This is a genomic window from Ideonella sp. A 288 (genome assembly GCF_002198735.1).
In the GTDB taxonomy this organism is placed as follows: domain Bacteria; phylum Pseudomonadota; class Gammaproteobacteria; order Burkholderiales; family Burkholderiaceae_C; genus Pseudaquabacterium.
This window is the reverse complement of the sequence record NZ_MWLO01000156.1, coordinates 57,972-76,584: the sequence shown is the minus strand read 5'-3', so window position 1 is coordinate 76,584 and position 18,613 is coordinate 57,972. Positions and strand designations below refer to the sequence as shown.

Sequence of the window (18,613 nt, the reverse complement as noted above, 5' to 3'; positions counted from 1 at the left end):
ATACTGGCGGCCTCTCGACCCATCGGAGCGTCCCCATGCGCCTGTCCCGACGAACCGTGCTGTGCGCCCTGGCGGCGTGCGCCGTGGCCGGCCCGGCCGCCGCCCTCGACTCCACCGCCGGCGTGGAGCCCTTCCGCACCACGTCCGACGGCGCCGACACCCGCCTGATGCTCGAGGGCCACGACGCCGTGGCGTACTTCAAGGTCAACGACGCGGTGCGCGGCGACCCGGCCATCAAGGTCGAGCACCAGGGCGTGGTGTTCCGCTTCGCCAACGAGGCCAACAAGGCCGAGTTCCTGAAGTCGCCCCAGCGCTACATGCCGCAACTGGGCGGCTGGTGCGCCAACGGCATCAACTACGCCGTGCCCTGGGGCAGCGGCGGCGGCCCCAACACCTGGCGCATCTACCGCGGCAAGCTCTACGTGTTCGGCGGCCAGAAGTCGCGCGACCATTTCGAGATGGACACCGAGCTGAACCTCGAGCGCGCGCACCGCTACTGGACCGACGAGGTGGCCGGCAGCCACCCGCTGCTCACCCGCTGGAAGCGGCTGGTCTTCCGCGTGCCGCACTACAAGACCGACAAGGCGCTGCAGGAGGAGTACGACGCCAAGCTCGCCGCCGGCACCCTGCCGGTGATGCCGGGCAAGCCGCAGGTGGTTCCGGCACAGTGAGGCCGCGGCGATGACGTTGTGCAAACCGGCGGGCGCACGGCGTCGCACGGGGCCTCCGGCCCGTCGTCGGCCAGCGACCTTCGCATGACACCGACCAGACGCCGGCTGCTCGCCGCGGCCCTTGCGGTGGCCGCGCTGGCCGCCCTGCCCGGCTGCCAGAAGAGCAGCGGCCCCAAGGCCACGCCGGTGCCACCGGGCGCCACCGTGCTGGCGCTGGGCGATTCGCTGACGCAGGGCACCGGCGCGCCGCCCGAGGCCGCCTACCCCGCCGTGCTGGCCGGGCTGACCGGCTGGCAGGTGGTGAATGCCGGCGTGTCGGGCAACACCTCGGCACAAGGCCTGGACCGCCTGCCCGCGCTGCTGGCCGAGCACCGCCCGGCACTGGTGCTGCTGGGCCTGGGCGGCAACGACCTGCTGCGCCGCCTGCCCGACGAGGCGCTGCGCGACAACCTGCGCCGCGCCATCACGCTGGCCCGCGAGGCGGGTGCGCAGGTGATGCTGATCGCCGTGCCGCGGCCCACGGTGACGGCGGCCTTCACCGGCTCGCTCACCGACCATCCGCTGTACGCACAGCTGGCCGACGAACTGGGCCTGCCGCTGCAGCGCCAGGGCTGGTCGGAGGTGCTGGCCGACGAGCGCCTGCGCTCCGACAACATCCACGCCAACGCCGAGGGCTATGCGCAGTTCGCGCAGAATCTGCGCGCCACCGCGCAGGCGGTGGGCCTGCTGGCGCCCACGCGCTGACCCCACACCGCACCGAGGAACCCCCGATGGGCCTGTTCTCGCAGGACGCGCTGAACCCTGGCGTGAAGAAGCGCGAGGTCTTCGGCTGGGCGATGTACGACTTCGCCAACTCGGGCTACACCACGGTGGTGCTGACGGCGGTGTTCAACGCCTACTTCGTCGGCGCGGTGGCCGGCAACGCACCCTGGGCCACGCTGGCCTGGACGCTGTCGCTCGGCTTCTCGCGCGCGCTGGTGATGCTGACCCTGCCGACCCTGGGCGCCTGGGCCGATTTGCGTGCGGCCAAGAAGCGGGTGCTGATGTTCAGCACCGCCGGCTGCGTGGCCACCACCGCCGCCCTGGCCGCGGTGGGCGCGGGCGACGTGGCGCTGGCGGTGACGCTGATCGTGCTGTCGAACCTGTTCTACGCCTACGGCGAGACGATCACCGCGGCCTTCCTGCCCGAGCTGGCGCGGCCCGATTCGATCGGCCGGGTCTCGGGCTGGGGCTGGAGCTTCGGCTACTTCGGCGGCATGCTGGCGCTGGGCCTGGGGCTGGCTCACGTGCTGTGGGCGCAGGGGCAGCAGCAGCCGGCCACGCAGTACGTGCCGGTGACCATGCTGATCACCGCGGCGGTGTACGGTGCGGCTTCGCTGGCCACCTTCGCGCTGCTGCGCGAGCGGGCCCTGCCGCAGCCCGGGGCGCTGCGCGACGCGGGGCTGGTGGCTTCACTGCAGCGGCTGCGCACCACCTGGCGCGAGGCCGCCGCGTTCCGCGACTTCAGCTGGCTGCTGGCCTGCGGCTTCGCCTACCAGGCCGGCATCTCGGTGGTCATCGCGCTGGCCGCGGTGTACGCCGAGCAGGTGCTCGGCTTCAAGCAGATCGACACGATGATGCTGGTGTTCCTGGTCAACATCGCCGCGGCGGTGGGCGCGTTCGCCTTCGGCTACTGGCAGGACCGCATCGGCCACAAGCCGGCGCTCACCGTGACGCTGCTGGGCTGGGTGCTGATGACGGTGCTGGCCTACCTGGCCACCAGCCCGCCGCTGTTCTGGGTGTCGGCGGTGGTGGCCGGGCTGTGCATGGGCTCCAGCCAGTCGGCCGGGCGGGCCATCGTCGGCGTGTTCGCGCCGCCCAAGCGGCTGGCCGAGTTCTACAGCCTGTGGGCCTTCGCCACCAGCCTGTCGTCGATCGTCGGGCCGGTGACCTACGGCCTGGTCACCTGGGCCACCGATGGCAACCACCGGCTGGCGATCCTGTCGACGGCCGTGTTCTTCGTGGCCGGCGTGCTGCTGCTGCGGCCGGTGGACGTGGCGCGCGGCCAAAGGTCCGCGGCGGCCGCCTCGGCGCACTGAGCATGGCCTGGCCTCGCGCGCTGGCCACCGCCCTGCCCCCGGCCTGGGCCCTGGGTGGCCTGGCGCTGGCGCTGGGTGCCAGCGCCCTGGTGGTGCGCGCCGACCTCGACCGGCAGCGCGAGGCCTTCGACACCAACGCGCGCATCGCCCACCGCCTGCTCAGCCAGCGCGCGGTGCAGCACGACGCCATCCTGGCCACGCTGGCGCTGCTGCAGCCCGGCGCGGCCGAGGCGCCCGAGCAGCGGCTGCCGGCGCTCTACCCCCAGGTGCTGCAGGTGCTGCGGCGCGACGCCGACGGCCGCTGGCCCGGCGACGCCTCCGCAGCCGCGTCGCCCGCCGCCTTCGACACCGCCGAGGCCGCGTCGCGCACGCAGCGCCGCGCCGTGCTGGCGCAGGCGGCGCTGGCGCAGGGCCACTTCACGCTGGTGCGGGCGGACACGCCGACGAGCTTCGCGCTGCGCATCGACGCCGCGGCGATGGTGCCCTGGGCCGAATGGCCGCTGGCGCGCGACGGCGCGGTGCGGGTGGCGCTGGCGCACGGTGACCAGCAACTGGTGCTGCAGCCCGGGCGCGAGGCCACCGGCCCCTGGCGTTTCAACTTCGCCAAGCCCCTGGCCGCCGACAGCCAGCCTTTCGACATCCGCCTGTCGCAGCGCCTGCCCTGGCACGCGCTGCCCTGGGCGGCCCTGGCCGCCTGCTGGGCCACCGCCGCCGCTGCGGCCGCCGCGGGTGCCGCCTGGCGACGGCAGCGCGCCGCGCGCCGCCGCGCCGAAGAACTGGTGCGCCTGGGCCAGGTGGGCCGGCTCAACGCGCTGGGCGAACTGGCCGCCGGCATGGCGCATGAGCTGAACCAGCCGCTCACCGCGGTGCTGGCCAGCACCCAGGCGGCACAGCGCCTGCTGGCCGACGAGCCGCCCGACCTGCCCACCGTGCGCGACGCCCTGGGCCGCAGCGTGGACCAGGCGCGCCGCGCCGCCGCCGTGGTGGGCCGGCTGCGCCGGCTGGTGCAGCGGCCCGACGACGACGCCGCCGCGCAGCCGCTGGTGCTGGCCGAGGCGGTGCGCCGCGGCCTGGACCTGCTGGCCCCCGAAGGCCAGCGCCTGGGCGTGCGGCCGCAGCTGTGGGAAGCCGCGCCCGGCCTGCGCGTGCGAGCCGACCCGGTGGCGCTGGAGCAGATCGTGCACAACCTGCTGCAGAACGCACTGCAGGCGCTGCAGCGGGTGCCGGCGGCCCAGCGCGAACTGACCCTGCGCATCGACGAGGCCGGCCCCGGCACGGTGGCGCTGCGCGTGCAGGACCGCGGCCCCGGCCTGGCGCCCGACGCGCTGGCGCGCGCCTTCGAGCCCTTCTTCACCACCCGACCCGACGGCCTGGGCCTGGGCCTGAGCCTGTGCGAGACGCTGGCCGCCAGCGCCGGCGGCAGCCTCGGCGCGGCCAACCGAGACGGCGGTGGTGCCGAGTTCACGCTGTTGCTGCCGGCCGCCGACGGCGCACCCGAGGCGGCCCTGTCCACCCCCCTTGCCCCACGCACCGGCCCATGACCTCGTCCCCGCTGATCCACCTCGTCGACGACGACCCCGCCGTGCGCGACAGCCTGGCGCTGCTCATCGGCACCATCGGCCTGCGCGTGCAGCCCTGGGCCGACCCGCAGGCCTTCCTCGACGGGCTCGACCGCGAGGCCATCGGCGCCATCGTGCTCGACCTGCGCATGCCCGGCCTGGGCGGGCTGCAGGTGCTCGAGCGGCTGGCCGCGATGGGCGTCGACCAGCCGGTGGTCATGCTCACCGGCCACGGCACGGTGGCGCTGTGCCGGCGGGCCTTCAAGTCGGGCGTGGCCGAATTCCTGGAAAAGCCGGTCGACGACCAGCAGTTGCTCGACGCGCTGCAGGCCGCGGTGCGCGCCCACGTGCGCTCGCGCCAGCGCCTGCAGGCCGACCGCGAGGCGGCCGAGCGCTACGGCCAGCTCTCGCCGCGCGAGCGCGAGGTGCTGGGCCTGATCGTCGAGGGCCTCACCAACAAGGAGATCGGCCGCGCGCTGGCCTTGAGCCCGCGCACCGTGGAAACCCACCGCGCGCACCTGCTGGCCAAGCTGGGCACCGAGTCGCTGGCCCAGCTGATCAAACGTTATGCCCAGCTGGCCGAGCAAGAGGCCGCCACCCGGGCGACGCCGGGCGCTGCGTAGTTCTACGCAGCGCGGCGCGCGCCGCCCCGGATGCCGGCCCGCCGCGGCGCGGCCTACAGTGCAACGATCGCGTCGCCGAGCCACCGCATGCCCCTCACCCGCCGTCTGCTCACCCTGGCCGCCCGCGCCACCGCGGCCCTGTGCCTGGCCGGGGGCGCGGTGCCCCCGGCGGTCGCCCAGACGCCCCCCACGGCCGCCGAGGCGGCGCGCTACGGCGGCCTGCTGGGCGCGGCACACCGCGGCGACCTGGTGCGGTTGGCGGCCCTGCTGCAGGGCGGCGCCCCGCTCGACGAGCGCGACAGCCACGGCCGCAGCGCCGTGCACCTGGCCGCCTTCGCGCGCCAGCGCGAGGCGCTGCGCCGGCTGGCCGCGGCCGGCGCCGACCTGGGCGCACTGGAACACGACCGCTACGACGCCGTCACCATCGCCGCCGTGGCCGACGACGAGGAGACGCTGCGCCTGCTGCTGCAACTGGGCGCCAGCCCGCAACGCGTGACCAGCCGTTACGACGGCACCGCGCTGATCGCCGCCGCCCACCTGGGCCACGACGGCGTGGTGCGGCAGCTCGTCGCCGCCGGTGCGCCGCTGGACCACGTGAACAACCTGCGCTGGACGGCACTGATCGAGTCCATCGTGCTGGGCGACGGCGGCCCGCGCCACCTGGCCACGCTGCGCGCCCTGCTGGCCGCCGGCGCCAACCCCAATCTGGCCGACGGCCATGGCCGCACGCCGCTGGCGCTGGCGCGGGGCCGCGGCTACGCCGCGATGGCAGCGGCACTGGAACAGGCCGGCGCGCGGCCCTGACCACCCGGGTGGCGGCCCGACGGCCGACACATCTTGTGATGAGACGGCCGGAAATCCCGGCAGTTCTGCCGCATGCCGCGCGCCGGCCCGTGCTATCAATGGGGATGACGCGCGCGGCCCGGGCAGCGGCTTCGGCGCGGGCGTCGGCGCGACCGGTCGCGCCCCGTGCTCCCAGGAGATCGTGCCCATGGCCGTGGCCCAGTGGACCCTGAACCAGGTCCTCGCTCAATTGAACTCCGGCGCCCGCTGGAGCGGCGACAGCATCGCCTATTCGTTCCCGACCAGCGCCAGCGGGCTCGCCTCGCAGGGCGAGGCCCAGGGCTTCCGCGCCGTCGACGCGCGCCAGCAGTCGCTGCTGACGCTGGCCCTGGCCACCTGGGACGACCTGATGCCGCAGGCCTTCGTGCCCGGGGCGCCCGGCACCACGGCGATCGAGTTCGGCTACACCACCACGCACATCGGCTTCGCCCACGCCTACTTCCCCACCGTGGGCAGCGTGTGGTTCAACGCGCAGGAGGCCGACCTGCTGTCGCCCACCGTCGGCGGCTACGGCTTCCTCACCGCGGTGCACGAGATCGGCCACGCGCTCGGCCTGGACCACATGGGCGACTACAACGGGGCGGGCAGCTTCACGCCCTCGTCGTACCAGGACACGCAGGTGCTCAGCGTGATGTCGTACTTCGGCCCGCGCTACGCGGCGCCGCAGTATTCCCCCGAGGTGATGCTGGCCGACTGGACCACGCGCGACGGCCGCACGCTGTCGCCGCAGACACCGATGGTCAACGACGTGATGGCCATCCAGGCCATGTACGGCACATCGGGCACCACCCGCAGCGGCGACACGGTCTACGGCTTCAACAGCAACATCGTCGGTGCCACGGCCGAGATCTTCGATTTCACCCGCAACGAGCACCCGATCCTGACGATCTTCGACTCGGGCGGCTTCGACACGCTGAACCTGAGCGGCTGGTCCACCCCCAGCCGCATCAGCCTGCTGGCCGGCAGCTTCTCGTCGGCCAACGACATGACGCAGAACATCGCCATCGCCTACTCGGCGGTGATCGAGAACGCCATCGGAGGCAGCGGCGACGATGCCCTGGTAGGCAACGACGCCGCCAACGTGCTGGTGGGCGGCGATGGGGACGACGACCTGGTCGGCGGCGCTGGGGCCGATGCACTGACCGGCGGCCCCGGAAACGACCGCATCGACGGCGGTGATGGTGGCGACGGCAGCGACCAGGCCTTCTTCAGCGCCGCCTTCGCCAGCTACGCCATCACGCTCAACGACGGCATCGTCACGCTGGTCAGCCAGGCCGACGGCACCGACCAGGTGGTCGGCGTCGAACGCTTCATCTTCGCCGACCAGTCGCGCACCCTGGCCGAGCTGAGCGCCGGAGGCGACCGCAGCGCGCCGCTGCTGCAGTCGCTGAGCCCGACCGACAACGCCGCCAACGTGTCCGCCAGCGCCAGCCTGGTGCTGGTCTTCAGCGAGACGGTGAAGACCGGCAGCGGCAGCATCGACATCTTCACCGCCGGCGGCGCCCGCGTGCGCAGCATCGCCGTCGGCGACGCGGACCTGGTGCGCACCAGCGGCAACCGCGTCACGGTGGACCCGGGCGCTGCACTGACGCCGGGCGGCAGCTACTTCGTGACGATCTCCAGCGGCGCCTTCACCGACCTGGCCAACAACCCGTACATCGGGCTGTCGGGACCCAGCGCCTGGAACTTCAGCACCGCGGCGGCCGATTCGGTGGCCCCGCGCGTGGTCTCGCTGAGCCCGTCCAACGACGCCGGCAACATCGACGCCGCATCGGACCTGGTGCTCACGTTCGACGAGCACGTGCGCGCCGCCGCCGGGCTCATCGTCATCCGCGACGCCAGCGGTGCCGTGTGGCGCAGCATCGCCGCCACCGATGGCTCGCAGGTCGCGATCAGCGGCGGCACCGTGACCATCGACCCCGCCGACGACCTGGTGCCGGGCAGCTCGTACTCGGTCAGCGTCGATGCCGGCGCCTTCACCGACCTGGCCGGCAATGCCCATGGTGGCCTGGCGGCCGGCGGGGCCTGGAACTTCGGCGTCTCGGACCGCGCCGACGACTACCCCTACGCGGTGGACACGCCCGGTGAGGTGGTGCCGGACGGCCCGTCGGTGGGCGGCGTCATCGAGCGCCGCGGCGACCAGGACCTGCTGCGCATCGAGTTGCAGGCGGGCGTCACCTACATCATCGACCTGCAGCGCACCGAGGGCGGCCTGGACGACCCCTACCTGGGCCTGTTCACCCCGGCGCTGGACGAGGCCACGGTGGACGACGACAGCGCGGGCTCGGGCAACTCGCGCGCCCGCTACACCGCCACCGAGACGGGCACCTTCTACATCGCGGTGCTCGACTACGACGCCGGCATCGGCGGCTACACGGTGCGCGCCACCGTGGTCGACAACGTGGCGCCGACCTTGGCCGGCCTGGCGCCGGCCGACAACGCCGCGGCCGTCGCCGTCAACGCCGACCTGGTGCTGAACTTCAGCGAGCCGGTGGAGGCCGGCACCGGCGTCATCCGCCTGCTGGGCAGCGGCGGCGAACTGCTGCGCGAGATCGACGTCGGCGACACGCGGCAGGTGAGCATCGTCGGCACCACCGTCACGGTCGACCCCGACGGCAACCTGCTGCCGGGCACCGGCTACGCCATCGCCATCGACGCCGGCGCCTTCCGCGATGCGGCCGGCAACCGCTTCGCCGGGCTGTCGGGCACCACGGCCTGGAACTTCAGCACCCAGGCGGCCAGCCCCGACGACTACCCGCTGGCCACCGCCACGCCGGGCGTGGTGACGACCAACGGCGCCAACCTGCGCGCGCGCATCGACAACCCGAACGACGGCGACCTGTTCCGTGTCTCGCTGAGCGCCGGCGTGACCTACCAGTTCGACATGGCCGGCGCGGCGGGCAGCGCGGTCGACCCCTACCTGGTGCTGTACGGCCTGCTGCCCGAGACCGAGCTCATCGGCTACAACGACGACGACGAATCGCGCGCCACGCTCGACTCGCGGCTGTTCTTCACGCCATCGACGGCGGGCACCTTCTACCTCGGCGCCTACGACTATGCCGAGGCCACCGGGGCCTACGACATCCGCGCCGCAGCCCCGACCGACGACTACCTGGGGGCCACCAACACGGCCGGCCGCGTGGCGCCGGGCGCCTCGGCCAACGGCCGCATCGGCGTGCCGTCGGACATCGACACGTTCGCGCTGTCGGTCACGGTGGGCGGCGAGTACTTCATCTCGCTCGACGCGCGCGGCGCCGCCGGCCTCAGCGACCCCTACCTGGTGCTGCTGGCGCCCGATGGCGTGGCGCGGGGCCACGACGACGACGGCGGCCGCAGCGGGCTCGACTCACGGCTGTACTTTGCGGCCGACACCGCGGGCAGCTGGTTCGTCGCCGCCTCCGACTTCGACAACGGCATCGGCGACTACGCCATCGGCCTTCAGGCGCTGGCCGTGCAGCGCGGCAGCGCCGCCGCAGACGACCTGCAGGGCAGCGGCTCGCACGACAGCCTGCACGCCGACGGCGGGCGCGACACCTTGCGCGGCGGCGGCGGCGACGACCGGCTCGACGGCGGCGCCGACCTCGACACCGCAGTGCTGGCGGGCACCCTGGCGCGCTACCTCGTCGAGCACGGCGACAACGGCTGGTCGGTGCTCGACCTGCAGGGCGACGACGGCCACGACGCGCTGGAAAGCGTTGAGCGGCTGCGCTTTGCCGACGGCCGCGTGGCGCTCGACCTCGACGGACATGCCGGCACCGCGGCACGCTTCCTGGGCGCGGTGTTCGGCGCGGAGTCGGTGCACAACACCGCCTACGTGGGCATCGGCCTCGATCTGCTCGACGGCGGCATGGGCGAAGTCGCGCTGATGCAGCTGGCGCTGGACGCCCGGCTCGGCCCGCGGGCCAGCCACGGCGCGGTGGTGGACCTGCTCTACACCAACGTCGTCGGCGTGGCGCCACCGCCGGCCGACCGCAGCTTCTTCGTCGGCCTGCTCGACAGCGGCCAGCACACGCCGGCCTCGCTGGGCCTGCTGGCCGCGGGCACCGAGCTCAACGCGATCGGCATCGACCTGCCGTCGCTCGAACTGCTGGGGCTGCCCTACACCACCGGCTGAGGCGGCGGCGTGCGGTGCAGCGTGCCACGGCACCGGCGCCGCAGTATCCTGCCGCCATGACGACGAACCGACCCCTCAGCGCGGCCCTGCTGGCGCTGGCCGCCCTGTGCACCACGGCCCGCGCCGACACCTCGCAGGTGTCGGCCACGGGCTTCATCTCCAGCTTCCGCGAGCCCGTGCAGGCCACGCCCGACGCGGCCTGGAAGGCCATCGTGCAGTTGCCGCGGTGGTGGAGCGGCGAGCACACCTGGTCGGGCTCGGCCGCCAACCTCAGCCTGGACGCCCAGGCCGGTGGCTGCTGGTGCGAGCGCTGGGGCGAGGGTCAGTCGGTGATGCATGGCCAGGTGGTGCTGGTGCAGCCCGGCCGCGTGATCCGCCTGAACGCCAGCCTGGGCCCGCTGCAGGACCTGGCCGCGAACGGCGTGCTGACCCTGGCCACCGGCGTCAGCGACGGCCAGACCATGCTGCGCATGACCTACCGCGTGGCGGGCAACGCCGACGCCGGCTTCGAGAAGCTGGCCCCGGCGGTCGACAAGGTGATCGGCGCGCAATACAAGCGGCTGAAGGCGCTGATCGAAACCGGCAAGGCGGACTGAACCCATGCCGCGTCCGACGACCGCCACCACCCCAGGGGCCCGGGCCGATCGTCCGCGGCATCGCGGCGCGGGCCGCCTGCTGCTCGCCACACTGGCCCTGCTGGCCAGCGCGGCCACGCCCGCCTTCGACCTGCAGGGCCACCGCGGCGCGCGCGGCCTGGCGCCCGAGAACTCGCTGGCCGCCTTCGAGGCCGGCATCCGCCACGGCGTGACCACGCTCGAACTCGACGTGGCCGTCACCCGCGACGGCGTGATGGTGATCCACCACGACCTGGCGCTGAACCCCGACACCACCCGAGATGCGGCCGGCCGCTGGCTCGAGCAGCCCAGCGCCCCGATCCGCCAGCTCGGCTGGGCCGACCTGCAGGCGCACGACGTCGGCCGCCTGAAACCCGGCACCCGCTATGCGTCCCTGTACCCCGACCAGAAGCCCATCGACGGCACCCGCATCCCGCGCCTGGCCGACCTGTTCGAGATGGTGAAGCGCGGTGGCCACGACCGCCTGCGCTTCGCCATCGAAACCAAGATCGACCCGCGCAAGCCCGACGCCACGCTGGCGCCCGAGCCCTTCGCCACTGCGCTGGTCGACGAGATCCGCCGCGCGGGGCTGATGCAGCGGGTGCAGATCCTGTCCTTCGACTGGCGCACGCTGCAGGTGGTGCAGCGCATCGCACCGGAGATCCCCACCGTCTACGTCACCGCGCAGCAGAAGTGGCTGGACAACGTGGGGGCCGGCGCGGCCGCGCCATCGGCCTGGACGGCCGGCGTGCAGCACCGCGACCTGGGCTCGGTGCCGAAGATGATCCAGGCCTCGGGCGGCCGGGTCTGGTCGGCCTACTTCGGCGACCTGGATGCCGCCCGGGTGGCCGAGGCCAAGGCCCTGGGCCTGCAGGTGCTGGCCTGGACCGTGAACGACGCGGCCACGATGGGCCGCATGATCGACCTGGGCGTCGACGGCCTGGTCACCGACCGGCCCGACATCGCCCAAGGCGTGCTGGCCGCGCGGGGCATCCGGCCGCAGTGAGCGGGCCATCGCCCCGCGGCGATGGCGATCGATTCAGGACATCTGTTCGCCACTGGATCGAGCGTGGCGGCCCGTCAGCGCGCGATCTCCACTTCGCCCCGATTGCTCGACGTGCGCGTGGCATCGACCGTGTTCGCCACCGTCGCGGCGACGCCCTGGGCGCGCACCACCGATGGCACGGCCGGTGGCACCTGTGCAAGCGCGTAGAAGTCCGTGGCGCTGATCAGGTTGCCCTCCGGATCCCGGTACCGCGTCTGCGGGCCCGTCAGGGCGTTGATGCCGAAGATCGTCAGCTGACTCGTCGGCGACTTGGCGTCGAGCCCGGCCTTCACCACCAGCAGCGTGCTCGGCTCGGTGCGGGTGATCCGCGAGGCCACGAGCACCCCGGCCGAGTCGCTGGCGCCGCGCACGTCGAGTCGGTCGCCCACCCGGAGGTCGCCGAGCGACAGCGTTCGCACGGGCGCGCTCGTCTGGTCGACCCACTGCGTCGTGGTGGTCAACGCCACGACCTTGCCGAGCAGCGCCAGACGACCTGCGGCCGTGTCGATGCTCTGCATCGGGGCCTGGAGCTGGACATTGGCCTCTCGCTTGAACAGCAGCCGGGACGCAACCAGCACGCCATCGGTCACCACGCCCTCCACCTCGACACGGCGGCCATTCGCGAGGTCGGCAGCGGTCCCGTCGCGCAGCGTGGCAAGGGCAGCATTGACCCCCATGCCGTCCAGCCTGAAGTTGCCGATCGAGACGACATCGGAGACATAGCCCTCCAACTCGACACTGCTGGCGTCAGGCATGCCGATGCGTTCGCGCACCTGCACTCGGTCGCAATCGAAGCCCCCGGCCCCGAAGGCCTTGCCAGTCACTTCGACGAACTGCCCCCGTTGCACACCCCCGGTGGGCAGGCCGCAACTGGCCTGGACGCGCACGCGCACGGGGCCGATGCCAAAGCTGGTGCCGTCGACCACGTCGGTCACTTCGCCCACCACGCTGATGCCGGTGGTGCCATTGACGAAGCCGCCGGTGCGCTGGAGCAGGCGCGCCCGCAGGCGGTCGCGCGTCCGGTCCTGCTCGCGGATGCGGAGCCCGCTCACCGCCACCACGTCCCCGACCTGCAGGCCGCCGATGTCGTCCACGACGGCGCCGTCGACGATCGTTTCCTCGTCCAGTTCAACGGTCTGGCCCATCACCGTGAGGGTGTTCCGCAGGCGGTTCACCGTGGTGACCGGTCCGACCAGGTTGTTGCGGAACCGGATGCGCGTGGCCTGGCCGGTGCAGACGCCGAGGTCGGGCTGAGGGCAGCGATCCAGACGCCCTTCGAGTTCGACCATCATGCCGACACGAAGTTGCTCGCGGGTGGCCGCGGCGTCGTTGATGGTGATGGCCGCGCCCGAGTCGTTGAACCTGACGCCGTTGACGACGACGCTGCCAAATGCACTGATCACGCCGACGGCACTGACCGGCGTTGTCGCCGCGGGCGTGGGTTCATCGTCACCGCCGCCGCAGCCCCCCATGACGGCAACCAGCATTGGCGCCATCAGACTCCGATGCCACAGCCTTCTGTTCGTCCAGGTCATGATCCACTCCCATTGAGGTGCAGGGCCCCTCCCGCCAGCGTGGATCGAACCGATCGCGCCGACACCGTGGTTGGTACCCTAAAGGGTATCTTCTGGCGCTGGGTGCGGAGGGCGTTGCGTCCGCTCAATGGCCCGGCCTGCGAATCCGGCGCGGCTTCATCGAACCAGCCGGCGACCCTGGTCGCCATGCCGCGGACCTCCCGACCGATTTCTCTGCCCGGCCCCGTCGGATCTTGAACGACGACGGGGGGCCATCGGCCCCCCGTCGGATCACGCCGGCACGCGGCTCAGGTCGTGCGGCGTCGGCGCGAACTCACCCCCAGCGCGGCGAAGGCCAGGCCCAGCAGCGCGATGCTGGACGGTTCTGGCACCTGCGCCAGGTAGATGCCGGCCATGCTGAGCGTTGCATCGTCGTTGGCCATGCCGACGTTGATGGCCAGGTGTCCGTTGCGGAAGCCGTCGCGCTCGATGCCAATGGACGTGATCTTCATCCCGGCCGCGTCGGCGTCCACCAGGGTGCCGTCCATGCCGGTTTCGAGCAGCGTTTCGAGGCCCTCCCCAAAGTCGCCGTACAGACCCGTTGAGCCGTTTCGGTTCTGCGCCTTGAAGACAATCCTCGCGTCATCCACTGCCACGAAGGCAGATGACCGCCAACGGGGCGGCTCGCGATCGTCAGTGCCATCGCCACCGGAATCGCTGGGGGCTCCCGAGAAGGTCCAGAACAGGAAGTCGTCGAACTGCGGCCCGGTCTGGGCCTTCATGCTGATGCCACCGGTCAAGATGTCCACCATGAAGATGCCCTGGTGCTCGGGCACGAGGAAGCTGTAGATGCCGTCGCCCACGATGCCGCTCTGATCCTGCGCCAGGCACGCGGCTTTGATGGCGGCATTGCCGTCGGACGCGCACTTGACGGTCACTTCCCGGGTGGCGTCGCCCCATGATCCCCAGAAGCCGATCTTGCTGCCATCGAACGACAGCGCCTCGCCGACGGTCTTGAAGGTCGAATTGAGGGCGTCGCCCACGCTCGAGATGCCGATGCTCACCAGTGCCTTGAGCTTGTGCAACGGATCGTCCAGCGACGAGACGAAGATGCCCCCGGCGGTCGGCGCATTCTCATTGTCCAGCCCGGTGAACGCCACATTGCGACCCGACGCACTCGGCGGCGCCGTGGAACCGAAAGTCTTGCCGCCCGAGCCTTCGATCGCATCACCACTCGCTGCGATCTTGACCACTGGCGACAGACCGCCATTGGCGACGACATCCCGGAAGTAGATGCCGGTCTGGCCCCCGTTGGTCGGATCGGACCAGTTGCCCTTGAAGGCGACCGTGTTGCCGGTCACCGTGGGCGCACCCGGGAACTGATCGAACTTCGTGCCCGGGGCAGCGCCCGGCACCTGGAAGTGGCTCAGGTCCGGGTTCGCCGGAAACGCCGACCCGTTGACGTTGCCCAGCAGGCTGGCCCCGGTGACGAGCGTACCGTTGGGGTTGGTGTAGACGCCGGAGGTCCCGCCCTTGGTCATGATGGGCGTGCCGTCGGGATTGACGCCGGTCTGGTACTCGAACACCGGCGTCGATTGCCCACGGAACGCCACCGTGTTAGATGCCGCATCCATGCGAGGGAACGCAGGGTTCTCGTTGAACGTGCCGCCGTTGTTGTTCGGGCCGGGCACCACGTCGTAGGGTGACTTGTTGCTGGCGATCGTGGTCACGGCAGCGTTGGGAACCGACATGTCCCGGGTGAAGATGCCGCGAAGCGGCTCGCCGCCGGAGCCGCCGCTGCCCTCGCCCGCCGGAACCCGTGCGCGGGCGCGGAAGGCCACCACGCCGGCATCGTTCACCGATGGCTGGTTGTAGCTGAAGAACTTCTCCCCGCCGCTGCCATCGGGCGCGGTCGAGTTGTTGTTGACGACCGTCGACCACTGCAGCACCGGCGCCGCGGAGACGCCGGTCGCACAGCAGGCCGTGGCAACGGCCACCGCCAGCGCGGATTTCGAGATCATTGGATATCGCATTGTTATCACCTCATGAGCATTGGATGGATCCCGTCCGGTCTTGCGGCCATGGCCGGATACCGAGGAGGGAAATTGCCCGCGACTTCTGCAATCACCCTCCACATCCGAATGCTAGGGACGATGTGTCAACTTGTTAATCCCAGCGGGCCCCTCATACCAGGGGGAGGTATCGGTGAATATTCGCGCGCAAATTGAGTGCACTCAATGCTCTCCCGCGACGCCCGGCTTGTCGCTCTGTATGACCGATACTTTTTGGATCGGCCTCAGGCGCTCCGGCGTGGCTGCACATCGGGCTTCGCTCGCGGGTCGGGGCGGCCGGCCCGGGCGCTGCCGCGGTGACACAACGCCCACCGCTTGGTGGCGGCGGCGCTCAGTCGGTGACCGATCGGAACGTCGCGACGCGCGGGCCGTCTGGGCCCTACGCGGCCCCCAGCCGCCACAGCGACGTGACCTCGGCGGCGCGGGCGGCGTGCAGCGGGTCGCTGGCATCGGCGGCGCGGCTGTGGCGCGGGCGGATGTCGTGGCGGGTGACGACGCGCAGGCCGGCCTGGGTGATCCATCCGAGCAGTTCGTCTCGGCTGCGCAGGCCCAGGTGCTCGGCCAGGTCGGACAGCAGCAGCCAGCCTTCGCCGCCCGGGCCCAGGTGCTCGGCCAGCCCGGCCAGGAAGCCGCGCAGCATGCGGCTGTCGGGGTCGTAGACAGCGGCCTCCAGCGGCGAGTGCGTCGGTGCCGGCACCCAGGGCGGGTTGCACACGACCAGCCCGGCGCGGCCGGGCGGGAACAGGTCGGCCGCCAGCAGCGTGACCGAGCGCGCGAGCTTCAGCCGCGCCAGGTTGTCGGCCGCGCAGGCCAGCGCGCGCGGGTCCTGGTCGGTGGCCATCACGCGCAGGCCTCGTTTGGCCAGCACCGCGGCCAGCACGCCGGTGCCGGTGCCGATGTCGAAGGCGCCGTCGCGCGCCGCCGAGGTGGGCAGCGGTGTGCGTGCCACCAGGTCGACGTACTCGCCGCGCACTGGCGAGAACACGCCGTGGTGCGGGTGGATGGCCGCGCCAAGCGCCTCGACGGCCACGCCCTTCTTGCGCCACTCGTGCGCGCCGACGATGCCCAGCAGCTCGCGCAGCGACGACACGTAGTGCTCTTCCACCGGGCCATGGGCCTCGAGCCCGGCGGCGCGCAGATCGGGCGCGCGGCGCAATGGCACGCCGTGGTCGGCGTCGAAGGGCAGCAGCAGCGCGCCCAGCAGCCGCGCCCGCAGGGCCTGGTCGCGCCGGTGCGACAGGAAGGCCGATTTCTGGTCGGCGGCCGGCTTGGCATGACGCGCATTGCGCGCGTCCAGCCGGCGGCCCATGGCCTGCATCAGGTGGCGGGCGTTCTGGTAGTCGCCGCACCACAGCAGGCCGATGCCATCGCGGGCCAGGCGCAGCGCCTCGTCGGCGCCCAGGTCGTCGCCAACCACGCGCACCCGCACCGGCGGCGGGTGGCCCGCCAGCGAGCGCCATCGCACGGGGTGCACCTGGCCTTGTTCGTCGGTCCAGCGCAGTTGGGGGGCGTCGTCGGTCATCGGCGCATTGTCGTCCCGCTGCGCACAGGGCAGGGTCGGCGACGGCCGCCGAGGCCTGGTCAGGGCGCCGTGGGGTCGCCCTGGCGCATGTCGCGGTGGTTGGCCACCACCTCGTCGATGATGCAGCGGAACAGGCGCTGGGTGAAGGCCGGGCTGAGGCCGTGCTCGGCGGCGAGTGCATCGTAGCGCTGCGCCTGCTGGGCCTCACGCACCGGGTCGACGGCGTCCAGCGCGAAGCGCGCCTTGAGCCGGCCCACCTGCGCCGTGGCGCGGAAGCGCGCACCCAGCAGCTCGGCCAGGAGGGCATCGATCCGGTCGATCTCGGCGCGCAGGGCCAGCAGGTCGTCGGGCGGTGTGGGCGGGGTGAGCGTGGTCATGCGGCGCGAGGTCGGTTCGGGGGGCGGTCGCACTGTAGCGCGGGCCGTCCGGCCGAGTGGCGGCGCGGCCCGCCCGGCCCGGTGGCAGCGCGGCCCGTCCGGCCCGGTGGCAGCGCGGCCCGTCCGGCCCGGTGGATCAGGCGGACCGGCCCGCCCGGTGCATCAGCAGCTCGCCCGGTTCGACCGGGCGCGCCACGCCCTCGTCGGGCAGCGTGGCGCCAAAACCCAGGCGCTCGAGCAGGCGCAGCGAGCGGCGGTTGTCGCGCTGGAGCACCGCATACAGCGTGTGCACGCCGAAGCCGTCGACGAGCTCGTCGATCATGGCCTGCACCGCGTGGTAGGCGATGCCGCGGCCCCAGTGCGCGCTGGCCAGTTCGTAGGCGATGGCCGCGCGGCCGCCAGGGCTGACCGTGGCCTGGACGAAGCCGGCCAGGTCGCCGCCGGGCAGGCGGATGACCCAGTTGAGCCACAGCTCCTGGCCGTCGGCCGAGAGCCGGGACTCGAGCCTGCGAAAGCGCTCGCGCAACGCGTCGACCGAGGCCGGCGGCGCGTTCTCGTGCTCGTAGATCCGGGGGTCGGACAGCACGACGAACATGGCGTCGGCATGCGCGGCCACCTGCGGCTCGAGCACCAGGTCGCCGGCGATGAGCGGGCGCATCAGGGACATGGCACGGGCCGCCGGCGGTTCACCGCAGGTCCTTGCGCACCACGAGCTTGAGCCCCGACCACACGGCGCTCACGGCACACACCTTGACGTCGACCCAGCCCAGCGGCAGCGCCAGCTCGCGGATCGTGTCTTCGGTCACCGTGGTCGGCACCCGGGCGGACTGCTTGGGCCACGACACCCACAGCGCGGCATCGGCGCGCAGCACACGGCGCAGGCGCTGCAGTTGCCGCTGCAGGTCTTCGCGGCGGGTGACGAAGACATGGGCGATGTCCACCCGCGCATCGGCGTCGGGGGTGAACGCGACGCCCTCGGGCAACGGCGCCAGCAGCGCCGGCAGATCGTCCGGCGCATCGACCAGCAGCACGCGGCTCGACGCGGCGATGCCCAGCTTGCGCGCCAACGGGGTGCCGGAATAGCCGGCGGTCGCGTTCATCGCGGTGTCGACCCCTGGCGTGAGCGCGCGCGCACCGACTGCACGATGCGGTCGTTCAGGCCCTCGAACTCTGTGACGAGCCGGGCGCAGGCCTCCTGCGGGGCATCGCACAGCGCCTTCACGTGCACCGAGACCGCGCCGCCGCGGGCGCGCTGGATGACGCGGCGCACCACCGCCGGATGCGCGTAGTGGCCCGCGGGCACGAAGGACCACTGGGCCGACGCCTCGGGCTCGTTGACCACCACCCAGCCGTCGGGGTGGGTGACGATGGTGCCGTTGCCGTCGCGCGCCTCGAGCGAGCCCTTGGCCTCGGCCACGGTCTTGAAGGCGATGGCCGCGGGCTCGGCCGGGGCCGCCGGCGCACTGGCCGCGGGCGCGGCGGGCTGGGCCCCCGCCGAGGTGACCAGGGCCAGGGCCGCGAGGAAGAGGGGGGGCTTGATCATGTCGGTGGCGCCGTGCCGGGTCGCTGGTTCGGGGTGGG

16 protein-coding genes are annotated in these 18,613 nt (G+C 72.6%); 9 read left to right on the top strand and 7 right to left on the bottom strand.

Annotation, left to right across the window (positions count from 1 at the left end):
* The first annotated feature begins 35 nt into the window (after positions 1-35).
* The 9 genes from EOINJALH_RS28460 to EOINJALH_RS28420 all read left to right on the top strand — a co-directional run bounded on the left by EOINJALH_RS28460 (position 36) and on the right by EOINJALH_RS28420 (position 11,508).
* Positions 36-671, top strand: coding sequence for a YHS domain-containing (seleno)protein (locus EOINJALH_RS28460; RefSeq protein ID WP_088286604.1), 636 nt, complete (start codon positions 36-38; stop codon positions 669-671).
* An 84-nt stretch (positions 672-755) separates the two neighbouring features.
* Positions 756-1,415 (top strand): GDSL-type esterase/lipase family protein, encoded by a 660-nt coding sequence (locus EOINJALH_RS28455; RefSeq protein WP_088286602.1) that lies wholly within the window; start codon positions 756-758, stop codon positions 1,413-1,415.
* Between the two features lie 26 nt (positions 1,416-1,441).
* Complete coding sequence (locus EOINJALH_RS28450) at positions 1,442-2,749, top strand: MFS transporter (protein WP_088286600.1); 1,308 nt, start codon at positions 1,442-1,444, stop codon at positions 2,747-2,749.
* A 2-nt stretch (positions 2,750-2,751) separates the two neighbouring features.
* The gene (locus tag EOINJALH_RS28445; RefSeq protein ID WP_088286598.1) at positions 2,752-4,290 is read left to right on the top strand and encodes an ATP-binding protein; all 1,539 of its coding nucleotides are present in this window, start codon (positions 2,752-2,754) and stop codon (positions 4,288-4,290) included.
* On the top strand, positions 4,287-4,931 hold the full coding sequence (locus EOINJALH_RS28440) for a response regulator transcription factor (RefSeq protein WP_088286596.1): 645 nt from the start codon (positions 4,287-4,289) through the stop codon (positions 4,929-4,931). The genes EOINJALH_RS28445 and EOINJALH_RS28440 overlap by 4 nt, the downstream gene beginning before the upstream one ends.
* 87 nt (positions 4,932-5,018) lie before the next feature.
* Positions 5,019-5,735 (top strand): ankyrin repeat domain-containing protein, encoded by a 717-nt coding sequence (locus EOINJALH_RS28435; RefSeq protein WP_088286650.1) that lies wholly within the window; start codon positions 5,019-5,021, stop codon positions 5,733-5,735.
* A gap of 187 nt (positions 5,736-5,922) precedes the next feature.
* Positions 5,923-9,888 carry an Ig-like domain-containing protein gene (locus tag EOINJALH_RS28430; protein ID WP_158219932.1) on the top strand — a complete coding sequence of 1,322 codons (3,966 nt, stop codon included), beginning with the start codon at positions 5,923-5,925 and terminating at the stop codon, positions 9,886-9,888.
* Positions 9,889-9,944: 56 nt separating this feature from the next.
* Entirely contained in the window at positions 9,945-10,484 is a 540-nt protein-coding gene (locus EOINJALH_RS28425; RefSeq protein ID WP_088286592.1) for an SRPBCC family protein, read from the top strand.
* Positions 10,485-10,488: 4 nt separating this feature from the next.
* Positions 10,489-11,508 (top strand): glycerophosphodiester phosphodiesterase, encoded by a 1,020-nt coding sequence (locus EOINJALH_RS28420; RefSeq protein ID WP_088286590.1) that lies wholly within the window; start codon positions 10,489-10,491, stop codon positions 11,506-11,508.
* 74 nt (positions 11,509-11,582) lie between these two features.
* Here EOINJALH_RS28420 and EOINJALH_RS28415 read toward each other — a convergent pair whose 3' ends face one another.
* The 7 genes from EOINJALH_RS28415 to EOINJALH_RS28385 form a co-directional block, all read right to left on the bottom strand.
* Positions 11,583-13,082 carry a DUF5666 domain-containing protein gene (locus tag EOINJALH_RS28415; protein WP_144290209.1) on the bottom strand — a complete coding sequence of 500 codons (1,500 nt, stop codon included), beginning with the start codon at positions 13,080-13,082 and terminating at the stop codon, positions 11,583-11,585.
* A gap of 287 nt (positions 13,083-13,369) precedes the next feature.
* Complete coding sequence (locus EOINJALH_RS28410; protein ID WP_158219931.1) at positions 13,370-15,082, bottom strand: PEP-CTERM sorting domain-containing protein; 1,713 nt, start codon at positions 15,080-15,082, stop codon at positions 13,370-13,372.
* 430 nt (positions 15,083-15,512) lie between these two features.
* Positions 15,513-16,655: a class I SAM-dependent methyltransferase gene (locus EOINJALH_RS28405; RefSeq protein ID WP_088286584.1), complete on the bottom strand. Its 1,143-nt coding sequence runs from the start codon at positions 16,653-16,655 to the stop codon at positions 15,513-15,515.
* Between the two features lie 59 nt (positions 16,656-16,714).
* The gene (locus EOINJALH_RS28400) at positions 16,715-17,032 is read right to left on the bottom strand and encodes a chorismate mutase (protein ID WP_088286582.1); all 318 of its coding nucleotides are present in this window, start codon (positions 17,030-17,032) and stop codon (positions 16,715-16,717) included.
* 136 nt (positions 17,033-17,168) lie between these two features.
* Complete coding sequence (locus EOINJALH_RS28395; protein ID WP_088286580.1) at positions 17,169-17,699, bottom strand: GNAT family N-acetyltransferase; 531 nt, start codon at positions 17,697-17,699, stop codon at positions 17,169-17,171.
* A gap of 19 nt (positions 17,700-17,718) precedes the next feature.
* Positions 17,719-18,132 carry a DUF3052 family protein gene (locus tag EOINJALH_RS28390; protein ID WP_088286578.1) on the bottom strand — a complete coding sequence of 138 codons (414 nt, stop codon included), beginning with the start codon at positions 18,130-18,132 and terminating at the stop codon, positions 17,719-17,721.
* Positions 18,129-18,575 carry a molecular chaperone DnaJ gene (locus EOINJALH_RS28385; RefSeq protein WP_088286576.1) on the bottom strand — a complete coding sequence of 149 codons (447 nt, stop codon included), beginning with the start codon at positions 18,573-18,575 and terminating at the stop codon, positions 18,129-18,131. Before EOINJALH_RS28385 ends, EOINJALH_RS28390 begins: the two co-directional genes overlap by 4 nt.
* Positions 18,576-18,613 lie beyond the last annotated feature (38 nt).

What these genes read in the sequence shown, in the direction of transcription:
- EOINJALH_RS28460 (WP_088286604.1), top strand. Translation starts at nt 36, where the DNA reads ATGCGCCTGTCCCGACGAACCGTGCTGTGCGCCCTGGCGGCGTGCGCC.
- EOINJALH_RS28455 (WP_088286602.1), top strand. Translation starts at nt 756, where the DNA reads ATGACACCGACCAGACGCCGGCTGCTCGCCGCGGCCCTTGCGGTGGCC.
- EOINJALH_RS28450 (WP_088286600.1), top strand. Translation starts at nt 1,442, where the DNA reads ATGGGCCTGTTCTCGCAGGACGCGCTGAACCCTGGCGTGAAGAAGCGC.
- EOINJALH_RS28445 (WP_088286598.1), top strand. Translation starts at nt 2,752, where the DNA reads ATGGCCTGGCCTCGCGCGCTGGCCACCGCCCTGCCCCCGGCCTGGGCC.
- EOINJALH_RS28440 (WP_088286596.1), top strand. Translation starts at nt 4,287, where the DNA reads ATGACCTCGTCCCCGCTGATCCACCTCGTCGACGACGACCCCGCCGTG.
- EOINJALH_RS28435 (WP_088286650.1), top strand. Translation starts at nt 5,019, where the DNA reads ATGCCCCTCACCCGCCGTCTGCTCACCCTGGCCGCCCGCGCCACCGCG.
- EOINJALH_RS28430 (WP_158219932.1), top strand. Translation starts at nt 5,923, where the DNA reads ATGGCCGTGGCCCAGTGGACCCTGAACCAGGTCCTCGCTCAATTGAAC.
- EOINJALH_RS28425 (WP_088286592.1), top strand. Translation starts at nt 9,945, where the DNA reads ATGACGACGAACCGACCCCTCAGCGCGGCCCTGCTGGCGCTGGCCGCC.
- EOINJALH_RS28420 (WP_088286590.1), top strand. Translation starts at nt 10,489, where the DNA reads ATGCCGCGTCCGACGACCGCCACCACCCCAGGGGCCCGGGCCGATCGT.
- EOINJALH_RS28415 (WP_144290209.1), bottom strand. Translation starts at nt 13,082, where the DNA reads ATGACCTGGACGAACAGAAGGCTGTGGCATCGGAGTCTGATGGCGCCA.
- EOINJALH_RS28410 (WP_158219931.1), bottom strand. Translation starts at nt 15,082, where the DNA reads ATGATCTCGAAATCCGCGCTGGCGGTGGCCGTTGCCACGGCCTGCTGT.
- EOINJALH_RS28405 (WP_088286584.1), bottom strand. Translation starts at nt 16,655, where the DNA reads ATGACCGACGACGCCCCCCAACTGCGCTGGACCGACGAACAAGGCCAG.
- EOINJALH_RS28400 (WP_088286582.1), bottom strand. Translation starts at nt 17,032, where the DNA reads ATGACCACGCTCACCCCGCCCACACCGCCCGACGACCTGCTGGCCCTG.
- EOINJALH_RS28395 (WP_088286580.1), bottom strand. Translation starts at nt 17,699, where the DNA reads ATGTCCCTGATGCGCCCGCTCATCGCCGGCGACCTGGTGCTCGAGCCG.
- EOINJALH_RS28390 (WP_088286578.1), bottom strand. Translation starts at nt 18,132, where the DNA reads ATGAACGCGACCGCCGGCTATTCCGGCACCCCGTTGGCGCGCAAGCTG.
- EOINJALH_RS28385 (WP_088286576.1), bottom strand. Translation starts at nt 18,575, where the DNA reads ATGATCAAGCCCCCCCTCTTCCTCGCGGCCCTGGCCCTGGTCACCTCG.